Below are 10460 nucleotides of genomic sequence, written 5' to 3'. Positions count from 1 at the left end.
GTGGCCGACGAGCCGCTGCGGGCCGGCCTGCTCAAGGCCTTCACCGACATGGCCGACCACATGGTCAACACCCAGGGCTCAGCGATCTGCGCTCACCCGTGATCCACCGATCACCGGACGACCCATGGACGCTTTCCAGGACCACTGACCCGACGACGTGGCGACGGCTCGCGGCGAAGTGGTGGCCGTGCAGATGCCTGAAAGCTTCGGCGCCTGAGGGACCGATCCGCTCGCCGGTGCGGGGCATTCCCGTAAGCTCGGGCACATCCGGCCCAGGGCCGCGACGACCCTCTTGCATCCACCGGACAGGTGAGCCCACCCATGACGACCGCATCTTTCGACCCCGATCAACTGCCCACCCTGCGCGACGAACTCGACCTGCTGGCCGATCTGGTGCCGCTGGCCGAGCAGCGCATCATCGAACTGGGCTGTGGCAACGCGCGCCTGGCGCGCAGCCTGGTGCAGCGTTACGCCGGCGCCCAGCTGGTGGGGCTGGAGGTGGACGAGGTGCAGCACGCGAAGAACGTGGCCCATCCGCAGCAGCGGCTGGTGTTCATGGCCGGCAGCGCCGAAGCCGTGCCCTTTCCAGACGCCAGTTTCGACGGCGCGCTGATGCTCAAGAGCCTGCACCATGTGCCGCTGGATGGCATGGACGCCGCCCTGAACGAGGTGGCGCGCGTGGTCAAACCCGGGGGCTGGTTCTACGTCAGCGAACCCATCTTCGGCGGCGCGCTCAACGAGATCGTGCGCCTGTACAACGACGAGAACACCGTGCGCCGTGCGGCGCAGGCCGCGCTGGACCGGGCGCTGGCCGCTGGCACGCACTGGGCGGCCGGTGCCGAACGCCGTTTCGCGCAGCCGGCCCACTTCCAGGACTGGGCCGAGTTCGAGCAGCGCATGCTCTACCCCAGCTTCGCCGACCACCACATCACCCCGGCGATGGTCGAGCGCGTGCGCGCGGCCTTCCTGCCGCACATGACCGCCGACGGCGCGCACTTCGTGAGGCCGATGCACGTGCGGCTGCTGCGCCGCCAGGGCTGAGCGCCCTCAGATCTGCGCGGCCGGGTCTGGCGTCTGCGGCGCCAGTTCGTGGACCGCCTGGTGGTGCGTGAGGAACACCCGGCCCGAGAGGCGGTCCAGGAAGTCGCTGCGCCGCAGCCGGTCCATCACCGGGCCCTTGACCTCGCTCAGGTGCAGCTGTACCCCCGCATCCTGCAGGCGCTGGTGGATGCGGCGCAGGCTCTCCAGCGCGCTGGCGTCGATGTCGTTGACGGCGGTGCACTGCAGCACCACATGGCGCACGGCCGGGTGGGTGGCCAGCTCGGCACTCACGCGGTCTTCCAGGTAGCGCGCATTGGCGAAGAACAGGCTTTCGTCCACCCGCAGGCCCAGCACGTGCGGGTGCGTCACCACCTCGTGACGCAGCACGTTGCGGTAATGCTCGGTGCCCGGTACGTTGCCGACCACGGCGATGTGCGGGCGGCTGCTGCGCCAGATGTGCAACGTGAGCGAAGCGATCACGCCCACCGTCAGGCCGGTCACCAGATCCACCAGCAAGGTCACCGCGAAGGTCAGCGCCTGGGCGGCGAAGTCGGCCCGGGCGTAGCGCCAGTTGGGCGCGAAGCTGCGGAAATCGATCAGCGTGCCCAGCGAGATCAGGATGGTGGCCGCCAGCACCGCCATGGGCAGGTTGTGCAGCCAGGGGGTGAGGAACAGGGCGGTCAGCGCCAGCAGCGCGGCGGTGATCAGGCCCGATGCGGGCGTGCGGCCGCCGCTTTCGGCCACCACCGCGGTGCGTGCGAAGCTCGCGCCGACGGCGAACGCCCCGGTCAGGCCGGCGGCCAGGTTGGCGCCGCCCATGGCGCGCATCTCGGCATTGACATCGACCCGCTCGCCCCGCCGGGCCGCCATGCCCTGGGCAATGGAAATCTGCTCGATGAAGGTCATCACCGCGACCAGCAGCGCCGGCACGACCAGTGCCTGCACCGTGGACGCCGGCACCCCCAGCAGCGGCGCCAGCACCAGACTGGGCAGCCCCTGGGGGATGTCGCCCACCACCGCCAGGCCCTGCGCCGGCCAGTCCAGCGCCGTGGTCAGCACGATGGACAGCAGCAGCACCAGCAGCGGGGAAGCCTTGGCCACGAGATCGGCCACCACCTCGGGCACGCCCAGGCCTCCCAAGGCGGGCCTGAGCCAGCGCCGGGTCGCCCACAGCAGGGCCAGCGCGCTCACACCCACCGCCAGCGTCAGGCCGTGTATCTGGTCCAGGTGCTGGGCCACGCTGTGCAGAAAGCTCGGCAGGCCGTCCCCGGCCACCGGGGTGCCCAGCACGTGCTTGAGTTGGCTCATGGCGATCAGCAGGCCGGAGGCCGTGATGAAGCCCGAGAGCACCGGCTGGCTCAGGAAGCTGGCCATGAAGCCCATGCGCAGCCCGCCCATGACCAGCAGCGCCAGGCCCACCATGACGGCGAGCACGGCGCTGGCCGCCACGAAATCGGCGCTGCCCGTGCCGACCACGGCGCCCACCGCCGCCAGCGACATGATGGAACGCAGGGCCGATGGCCCCGGCCCCAGCACCGTGCTGCTGCACATGAGGGCGTAGACCACCATCGGGACGATGCTGGCGTACAGGCCGGTCACCGGTGGCATTCCGGCCAGCACGGCGTAGGCCAGGCTCTGCGGGATCAGCAGCAGCGTCACCACCGTCGAGGCCGTCAGGTCGCCGGCGAGCTGCTGGCGACCGTAGCCGCGCGACCAGCGCAGGATGGGAAACCAGTCCCGCAGGGTCGGCGGCATGGGCATCAGGCCGGCGCGTTGGCCGCTTCGGTGTGGATCACGCCGCCGCCCAGGCACACTTCGCCGTCGTACAGCACGGCGCTCTGGCCCGGCGTCACGGCCCACTGCGGGTCGGCAAAGCGCAGGGTGAAGCCGGAGGCGTCGGTGACCAGCGAGCAGGGGGCGTCGCTCTGACGGTAGCGCGTCTTGGCAGCGATCTGCGTGGCGATGGGGGCTTCACCCGCCACCCAGCTCACGTCCTCGGCGCGCAGGCTGGGCGCCAGCAGCCAGGGGTGGTCGTGACCCTGCACCACCCACAGGATGTTTTTCTCGATGTCCTTGCGCGCGACGAACCAGGGTTCGTGTTCGTTGCCACCCTTCTGCGCACCCTTCTCGCGGATGCCACCGATGCCCAGGCCCTGGCGCTGGCCCAGCGTGTAAAAACTCAGGCCCACGTGCTGGCCGATGGTGCGGCCGCTCGGGTCCTTGATCGGTCCGGGTTCCTTGCGGATGTAGCGGTTGAGGAAGTCGCGGAACGGCCGTTCGCCGATGAAACAGATGCCGGTGCTGTCCTTCTTCTTGGCATTGGGCAGCGCGATCTGTGCCGCGATGCGGCGCACCTCGGTCTTGGGCAGTTCGCCGACCGGGAACATCGTTTTGCTCAACTGCGCCTGGTTGAGCCGGTGCAGGAAGTAGCTCTGGTCCTTCAGCGGGTCCAGGCCCTTGAGCAGTTCGTGTTTGCCTGTTGTCCCGTTCAGCCGAACGCGGGCGTAGTGGCCGGTCGCGATCTTCTCGGCCCCCAGGCGCATGGCGTGGTCGAGGAAGGCCTTGAACTTGATCTCGGCGTTGCAGAGGATGTCGGGGTTGGGCGTGCGGCCGGCCTGGTACTCGCGCAGGAACTCGGCGAACACGCGGTCCTTGTACTCGGCCGCAAAGTTGACGTGTTCGATCTCGATGCCCAGCACGTCGGCCACGCTGGCCGCGTCCAGGAAGTCCTGTCGCGTCGAGCAGTACTCGCCGTCGTCATCGTCTTCCCAGTTTTTCATGAAGATGCCAATGACCTCGTACCCCTGCTCCTTGAGCAGGTACGCGCTCACCGCGGAGTCCACACCCCCGCTCAACCCGACCACCACACGTTGCTTGTTTGCCATGGGCGGGATTATCCCAGCCGGGGTGCGCGGGCGCAGGCTTCAAAAAATTGGAACGAGGCCGCCGAGCCCATCGAACCATCGTGTGGCGCGGCCGCCCTACAGTGGACACCATGCCGCCCCCATCGGCGCCACCCACGAGGAAACCACCATGTCCCGCCTGCCCACGCTCTTCATCTCCCACGGCTCGCCCACCTTCGCCATCGACCCTGGCCAGGCCGGCCCGGCCCTGACCGCGCTGGGCCAGACGCTGCCGCGCCCCAAGGCCATCCTGGTGGTCTCGCCGCACTGGATGACGCGCGAGCCGCGCGTGGCCACCACGCCGCGGCCGCAGACCATCCACGACTTCGGCGGCTTCCCGCCCGCGCTCTACCAGCTGCAGTACCCGGCGCCCGGCGCGCCCGACGTGGCGCAACGCGCCATCGACCTGCTGCGCGCCGCCGGCTACCCGGCCGAGGCCGACACCCAGTGGGGCCTGGACCACGGCGCCTGGGTGCCGCTGCTGCACCTGCTGCCGCAGGCCGATGTGCCGGTGTTCCAGGTGTCGCTGCCGGCGCGGCTGGACGGTGCCGCCGCCTACGCCTACGGCCAGGCGCTGGCCCCGCTGGCCGAGGAAGGCGTGCTGGTGATCGGCTCCGGTAGCCTGACACACAACCTGTACGAGGTGCGCTTCGACGCGCCCGATGCGCAAGGCGAGACCTACGCGGTCGAGTTCTCCCGCTGGATCAACGACGTGGTGACCGGGCGCGACCACGCGCGCCTGCAGCAGACCATGGCCCAGGCACCGCACGCGCAACGCGCCCACCCCACGGCCGAGCACCTGTGGCCGCTGATGGTCGCCGCCGGGGCGGCCGGTGCCGAAGTGCCGGCCACGCGCATCGACGGCGGCGTGACGCACGGCGTGCTGGTCATGGACGCGTTCGTCTTCGGCGACATGGCCCAAGCGGTGGCGGCTTGAACCGCGCGGCCCCCATGAACCTGCGCACCGACACCCGCTCGCAGGCCCCTGCGGGCGACCTGATCCTGCACCGACCCACCGCACCCGCGCGCCAGCTGGTGCTGCTGTTCCACGGCGTGGGCGCCAGCCCCGAAGGCTTTGCGGGCCTGGCGCCGGCCCTGGCCCGCGACGACCGCTGGGTGGTCGCGGTGCGCTCGCCGTTCGCGTCCGACCTCGGCAGCGGCTGGCAGTGGTTTTCGGTGCAGGGCGTGACCGAGGCCAACCGCAGCGAACGCATGGCCGCTGCGATGCCGCGCTTCACGGAGACCGTGCGCGCCTGGCAGGCGCACACCGGACTCGACGCGGCGCAGACCGTGCTCGCGGGTTTTTCGCAAGGTTCCATCATGTCGCTCGAATCCACACAAACGGGCGAGCCGCTGGCTGGCCGCGTGGTGGCGCTGTCGGGTCGCTTTGCGGTGCCGCCACGCTTGGCCCCGGCCGGTGTGGTCTGGCGCTTCGTCCACGGTGCGCAGGACCCGGTGATCCCGGCCGCGTTCAGCACCGACGCCGCGGCACAGCTGCAGGCCCTGGGCGCCGACGCGCAGGCCCACGTCCTGCCCGGTCTGGGCCACGGCATCGACGCGCGTTCGCTGGGCCTGCTGGTGGACGCGCTGGACGCAACGGGATGAACGCCGCCACGCCCGCGCGGTTGCGGCTGGCGGTGGGCGCGTCGGCCACCACGCTGACGCTGGACATCCCTGCGACCGCGCCCCGCCAGTGGCACTGGCCCCTGGGCCATGCCACGCTCTGGGCGGCTCTTCCCGGCGGCCCTTCGCCGGTGATGATCGAAAACGCCATCCAGGTCGTGGAGGACCAGATCGAAGCGGTGGCGCGCCACGTGCCCGCCGGTGCGCGGCTGGTGGCCAGTGCCGTCACCTTGGCGCCGTTGCAACGCGGGGGAGCCACTGCCGGCCTGCAGCAAGGGGCCATTGCGCTCGCGCAGATCGAGCGCGAAGTCCAGTCGCTCGCGGCCCGATCCATGGGGGCGCCGTCGGCGCGGACCCTGGTGTTCGACCATCCCGCAGGGGATGCGCTGGTGCTGATCCTGCGCGAGTGCCTGCACCACCTGGGGCTGGACGCGGTGCACCTGCAGGACTGAGACGCTGCGGATGCATCGGGCGGGCGGCAGCGGGGCATGCGCCGCGGCTGTCACGTGACTTTCACGTGCTTGACATACGCTGGCCTTTGCCGGATTCTGCGTCCGGCTTGTTTCCTTTCGGCCCACCGGTTTGTCGGTGTGCCGATCCCTTCCAGTCCCCCTCCCTGAAAGAGAAGACCCCATGAAGAGCAAGATCTCCCGCGTGGCCCTGGCCGCGCTGATGCTGGTGGCCGGTGCCGCCCACGCCCAAGACAAAACCCTGCGCCTGCTGACCTGGGCCGACTACGTGCCCAAGGACGTGGTGGAACAGTTCACCAAAGAGACTGGCATCAAGGTCGAGGTCACGCTCTCGAACAACGAGGAAATGATTTCCAAGCTGCGCGCCACTGCCGGCGCCGGCTTCGATCTGGCACAGCCCAGCCAGGACCGCATCGCCGGCCCGCAGACCGAGTTCGGCATCTACAAACCGCTGGACCTGTCCAAGATCCAGTCCGCGCAGTTCATCCCTTCGATGCTCGAAGCCACCCGCATCAACACCACGGTGGCCGGTAAGGTCTACGCCGTGCCGCACATCTGGGGCACCGACGGTCTGGTGGTCAACACCAAGACCTCCAAGGCCGCCGACTACACCGACCTGTGCGCGCCTGAAAACGCCGGCAAGGTCAGCATGCGCCTGAAGCGCCCGACCCTGATTGCCTTTGCGTTCTCGATGGGCAAGAACCCGTTCGCCGCCTACAACGATCCCAAGGCCTATGGCGCGCTGATGGACGAGGTGGGCAAGAAGCTGACCGACTGCAAGGCCAACGTCAAGTTCTACTGGGACGGCAAGGACCAGCTGCTGGCCGGCATGCGCTCGGGCGAGCTGACCACCGCCATGATGTGGGACACCGGCGGCTGGGGCCTGAACAAGACCCATCCGGACATCAAGTTCATCGCGCCCAAGGCGGGCGCGCTGGGCTGGGTCGACACCTTCGCCATCCCGGCCAAGGGCCGCAACGACGAGGCCGCCTACGCCTGGATCAACTTCAACATGCGTCCCGAGATCGCCGCCAAGGTCGCCACCTCGGCCGGCAACTTCACCGCCAGCAAGGGCGGCGAACAGGGCATGGACCCGGTGCTCAAGCAGCAGTTCGCGGCCAGCTTCCCTGAGGCTGCGCTCAAGAACATCAAGTGGTACCCGGCCGTGCCCGCCGGCATCGAAGACATCGAAGGCCGCGTGCTCGACCGTGTGAAGGCGGCCAAGTAAGCCGATGTCCGCATCCCCCGCCGTGCGGCCCTCTGCGGCCCCGGCGGGCGCCTTCGACCTGGAAGTCCGGTCCGTCCACAAACGCTACGGCGCGTTTGCGGCGGTGGACGACCTGAGCTTCGGCGTCCGCTCCGGTTCCTTCTTCTCCATCCTGGGCCCCTCCGGCTGCGGCAAGACCACCTTGCTGCGCATGGTGGCGGGCTTCATCGCGCCCGATGCGGGCGACATCGTCATCAAGGGCGCGTCCATGCAGGGCGTGCCGCCCAACCGGCGCCCGGTGAACATGGTGTTCCAGCACCTGGCGCTGTTCCCCATGATGAGCGTGGGCGAGAACATCGCCTACGGGCTGGAGCGCCGCGGCGTCAAAGGATCGAACGCGAAAGCCAAGGTCACCGACATGCTGCGGCGTGTCGGTCTGCCGGGCAGCGAAGACAAACGCATCGACCAGCTTTCGGGCGGGCAGAAGCAGCGCGTGGCGATCGCGCGCTCGCTGGTGCTCGAACCCGCGCTGCTGCTGCTCGACGAGCCGCTGGGCGCACTCGACTTGAAGCTGCGCGAGCACATGAAGGTCGAGCTCAAGCAGCTGCAGGCCGAGGTCGGCACCACCTTCGTCTACATCACGCACGACCAGTCGGAAGCGCTGGTCATGTCCGACCAGGTCGCGGTGATGAACCACGGGCGCTTCGAGCAGCTCGGGTCACCGCAGGACCTGTATTACCAGCCCAAGACCGCCTTCGTGGCCGGCTTCGTGGGCCACAACAACCGCTTCGAAGGCACTGTCGAGACCCGCAACGGCGACCAGGTGCTGCTGCGCACCGCCAGCGGTCTGGCCCTGTGGGCGCAGCGCGTGGGCGCGGTGGACGTGGGCCAGGCGGCCAGCCTGTTCATCCGTCCCGAAGCGATCGAGATCGGCCGCCAGCCGCGCGAGCTGCCCGCGGGCGACCCCGCCTGGAGCGCCACGGTGCAGGCGGTGCTGTTCGACGGCGGCAACTCCACCGTGCAGGTGCACGAGGCCCGCACCTGCACGCCGCTGCACATCGCCCTGCCGCTGACCGGCCGGCTGGCCGATTTGCGGGCCGGTGAGACGGTCCATTTTTCGTACCAGCCGTCGCAGGCCTGGTGCTTTGGCGCATGACGCCATGAACGACGTCGCCACCCACCGCCGCTGGATGCTCGGCCTGCTGCTGGCCCCGGCCCTGCTGTGGCTGGGCGGTCTGGTGGTGCTGCCGCACGTGGAACTGCTGCTGCTGTCGCTGCAAAAGCGCATAGGCCCGGGTGAGTACGGATTTGCACTCGACCAGTACCGCACCTTTGTCGACGAGCCGCTGTACTGGAACACCTTCGTGCGCACCGCGGTCATGTCGGTGCTGGCCACCGCGCTGACCCTGCTGCTGGCGTTTCCGGTGGCCTGGTACATCGCCAAGGTGGCCAAGGGCCGGGTGCAGATGCTGCTGCTGGTGCTGTGCCTGCTGCCGTTCTGGGTCAGCGAGATGGTGCGCACCCTGGGCTGGCTGATCCTGCTGCGCGAGACCGGCGTGGTCTCCAGCCTGCTGCAGACCCTGGGGCTGGCCAGCCAGCCGGTGGAGCTGCTGTACCACGACGCCACCATCCTGGTCGGCCTGGTCTACGCCTCGCTGCTGTTCATGGTGATCCCGCTGGTCAACAGCCTGGAGAGCCTGGACGACAGCCTGATCGAAGCCGCCTACGACCTGGGCGGCAGCACCGCCAACATCGTGCGCCGCATCGTCATCCCGCACGCGGCGCCGGGCATCGCGGCCGGCTGCATCGTGGTCTTCATGCTCTGCCTGGGCAACTACCTCACGCCCACGCTGCTGGGCGGCAAAAACTCGCTCTGGTTCACCGAGCAGATCTACACCCAGTTCATCACCCGTTTCAACTGGAACCAGGGCGCGGCCTTCGGCTTCCTGCTGTTGTTTCTCTCCAGCCTGCTGGTGTGGGCTGGACTCAAGCTCACCGGGCAGCGTTTCGGCGCGGTGATGAAAGCAAGCTGACGGTGATGGACGCATTCGACCAACTGAACGTGCACGACGCAACGTTGAAGACGGTTTTTTTCGAATGGAGAGATGCGACCTGCTCGCTGGAGATCGAACGGCTCTCACTCGGAACTGGTCGTTTGCAGTTCCTTGGGGTCAGTGATGTTCATATTCCGAGGGCTTTGCCGTGGGGTCCTTCTGATTCGATCAATGGATTGAGGCAATACGACGGGAACTTCTTTGAGATCGAACTCCAGTCGGGGGATGTCTTGGTGATCAAAGCAGAGTCCTGGCAGTTCATAGGCGCGCAAACACCATGATCCCCAGCCTGCCCCGCCCTTTTCTGCAGCGCTTCGGCCTGGGTGTTTTTGTCACCGGCTTCTTCGTCTTTCTGTTCGTGCCGCTGCTGGTGGTGGCGGTGTTCGCTTTCAACAACGCCGACTACCCCACGCCGCCGTGGATGGGCTTCACCTTCGACTGGTTCACCGCGCAGAGCGACGCGCGCACGGGGTTGCTACACGACGCCGAGCTGCTGCAGAGCATGGGTGTGAGCGCCTGGGTGGCGCTGTGGGTCACGCTGCTGTCGGTGGGGGTGGGCACCTGCAACGCCTTCCTGCTGGAGCGTTTCGAGTTCCCGGGCAAGAACGCCATCGCGCTGCTGAGCATGTTGCCGCTGGTGATCCCGGGCGTGATCCTGGGCATCTCCATCCTGGCCTTCGCCAGCCGCATCGCCAACTTCGCCGACGAGACCTGGGGCCTGGAACTGGACTTCCTGCGGCCCGGCCTGCCGCTGGTGATCCTGGGGCAGTTCTGCTACATCGTGACCATCGCCACGCTCACCATCTCGGCCAGCCTGCGCCGCTTCGACCGCACGCTGGAAGAGGCCGCGCTCAACCTCGGCGCCAGCCGCGCGGCGGTGCTGTGGACCATCACCTTGCCCTACCTGCGGCCGAGCATGATCGGCGCCGCGGCCATGGCCTTCCTCATGTCGTTCGAGAACTTCAACACCACGCTGATGCTGGTGGGCTCGGACGCGCCGCTGACGGTGCTGATGTACGGCCGCATGCGCGAAGGCGCCACGCCGGTGCTCAACGCCATCAGCCTGTTCCTCATGGTCGCCTCGGCCCTGCTGGCGCTGATGCTGCTGTGGCGCAAGCCGAAAGCCGACTGAGCCCCCACGCTCCGCCGCTGCGCGGGTCGC

Annotated in this window: 11 protein-coding genes; 9 read left to right on the top strand and 2 right to left on the bottom strand. The window is 68.5% G+C overall.

Annotated elements, in window-relative coordinates:
* Nucleotides 1-321: 321 nt before the first annotated feature.
* Nucleotides 322-1041 (top strand): methyltransferase domain-containing protein, encoded by a 720-nt coding sequence (locus ACR2JA_RS08540; protein WP_434008667.1) that lies wholly within the window; start codon nucleotides 322-324, stop codon nucleotides 1039-1041.
* 6 nt (nucleotides 1042-1047) lie between these two features.
* Here the strand turns inward: ACR2JA_RS08540 and ACR2JA_RS08535 are convergent, their stop codons facing one another.
* Nucleotides 1048-2796 carry a SulP family inorganic anion transporter gene (locus tag ACR2JA_RS08535; RefSeq protein WP_434008666.1) on the bottom strand — a complete coding sequence of 583 codons (1749 nt, stop codon included), beginning with the start codon at nucleotides 2794-2796 and terminating at the stop codon, nucleotides 1048-1050.
* A gap of 5 nt (nucleotides 2797-2801) precedes the next feature.
* Nucleotides 2802-3926 carry a tRNA 2-thiouridine(34) synthase MnmA gene (gene mnmA / locus ACR2JA_RS08530; protein ID WP_434008665.1) on the bottom strand — a complete coding sequence of 375 codons (1125 nt, stop codon included), beginning with the start codon at nucleotides 3924-3926 and terminating at the stop codon, nucleotides 2802-2804.
* A gap of 148 nt (nucleotides 3927-4074) precedes the next feature.
* Here mnmA and ACR2JA_RS08525 point away from each other — a divergent pair, with 148 nt between their 5' ends.
* The 8 genes from ACR2JA_RS08525 to ACR2JA_RS08490 all read left to right on the top strand — a co-directional run bounded on the left by ACR2JA_RS08525 (nucleotide 4075) and on the right by ACR2JA_RS08490 (nucleotide 10430).
* Nucleotides 4075-4881 carry a dioxygenase family protein gene (locus ACR2JA_RS08525; RefSeq protein WP_434008664.1) on the top strand — a complete coding sequence of 269 codons (807 nt, stop codon included), beginning with the start codon at nucleotides 4075-4077 and terminating at the stop codon, nucleotides 4879-4881.
* Nucleotides 4882-4895: 14 nt separating this feature from the next.
* Nucleotides 4896-5549: an esterase gene (gene ypfH / locus ACR2JA_RS08520; protein ID WP_434008663.1), complete on the top strand. Its 654-nt coding sequence runs from the start codon at nucleotides 4896-4898 to the stop codon at nucleotides 5547-5549.
* Complete coding sequence (locus ACR2JA_RS08515; RefSeq protein WP_434008662.1) at nucleotides 5546-6019, top strand: hypothetical protein; 474 nt, start codon at nucleotides 5546-5548, stop codon at nucleotides 6017-6019. Before ypfH ends, ACR2JA_RS08515 begins: the two co-directional genes overlap by 4 nt.
* A gap of 181 nt (nucleotides 6020-6200) precedes the next feature.
* A complete protein-coding gene (locus tag ACR2JA_RS08510) occupies nucleotides 6201-7265 on the top strand; it encodes an extracellular solute-binding protein (protein ID WP_434008661.1) in 1065 nt (354 codons plus the stop codon).
* 4 nt (nucleotides 7266-7269) lie between these two features.
* Nucleotides 7270-8400, top strand: a complete 1131-nt coding sequence (locus tag ACR2JA_RS08505) for an ABC transporter ATP-binding protein (protein WP_434008660.1) — start codon at nucleotides 7270-7272, stop codon at nucleotides 8398-8400.
* Nucleotides 8401-8404: 4 nt separating this feature from the next.
* Nucleotides 8405-9277, top strand: a complete 873-nt coding sequence (locus ACR2JA_RS08500; protein ID WP_434008659.1) for an ABC transporter permease — start codon at nucleotides 8405-8407, stop codon at nucleotides 9275-9277.
* Nucleotides 9278-9282: 5 nt separating this feature from the next.
* Nucleotides 9283-9579, top strand: coding sequence for a hypothetical protein (locus tag ACR2JA_RS08495; RefSeq protein ID WP_434008658.1), 297 nt, complete (start codon nucleotides 9283-9285; stop codon nucleotides 9577-9579).
* Nucleotides 9576-10430 carry an ABC transporter permease gene (locus ACR2JA_RS08490; protein WP_434008657.1) on the top strand — a complete coding sequence of 285 codons (855 nt, stop codon included), beginning with the start codon at nucleotides 9576-9578 and terminating at the stop codon, nucleotides 10428-10430. The genes ACR2JA_RS08495 and ACR2JA_RS08490 overlap by 4 nt, the downstream gene beginning before the upstream one ends.
* Nucleotides 10431-10460 lie beyond the last annotated feature (30 nt).

The organism is Hydrogenophaga sp. (assembly GCF_051007235.1).
GTDB lineage: Bacteria > Pseudomonadota > Gammaproteobacteria > Burkholderiales > Burkholderiaceae_C > Hydrogenophaga.
The sequence above is the reverse complement of the archived record's forward strand: the minus strand, read 5'-3'. Positions and strand labels throughout refer to the sequence as shown.

Coding starts and splice junctions, on each gene's coding strand:
- ACR2JA_RS08500 (WP_434008659.1), top strand. CDS start 8,405: ATGAACGACGTCGCCACCCACCGCCGCTGGATGCTCGGCCTGCTGCTG.
- ACR2JA_RS08525 (WP_434008664.1), top strand. CDS start 4,075: ATGTCCCGCCTGCCCACGCTCTTCATCTCCCACGGCTCGCCCACCTTC.
- ACR2JA_RS08535 (WP_434008666.1), bottom strand. CDS start 2,796: ATGCCGCCGACCCTGCGGGACTGGTTTCCCATCCTGCGCTGGTCGCGC.
- ACR2JA_RS08510 (WP_434008661.1), top strand. CDS start 6,201: ATGAAGAGCAAGATCTCCCGCGTGGCCCTGGCCGCGCTGATGCTGGTG.
- ACR2JA_RS08505 (WP_434008660.1), top strand. CDS start 7,270: ATGTCCGCATCCCCCGCCGTGCGGCCCTCTGCGGCCCCGGCGGGCGCC.
- ACR2JA_RS08495 (WP_434008658.1), top strand. CDS start 9,283: ATGGACGCATTCGACCAACTGAACGTGCACGACGCAACGTTGAAGACG.
- ACR2JA_RS08515 (WP_434008662.1), top strand. CDS start 5,546: ATGAACGCCGCCACGCCCGCGCGGTTGCGGCTGGCGGTGGGCGCGTCG.
- ypfH (WP_434008663.1), top strand. CDS start 4,896: ATGAACCTGCGCACCGACACCCGCTCGCAGGCCCCTGCGGGCGACCTG.
- mnmA (WP_434008665.1), bottom strand. CDS start 3,926: ATGGCAAACAAGCAACGTGTGGTGGTCGGGTTGAGCGGGGGTGTGGAC.
- ACR2JA_RS08490 (WP_434008657.1), top strand. CDS start 9,576: ATGATCCCCAGCCTGCCCCGCCCTTTTCTGCAGCGCTTCGGCCTGGGT.
- ACR2JA_RS08540 (WP_434008667.1), top strand. CDS start 322: ATGACGACCGCATCTTTCGACCCCGATCAACTGCCCACCCTGCGCGAC.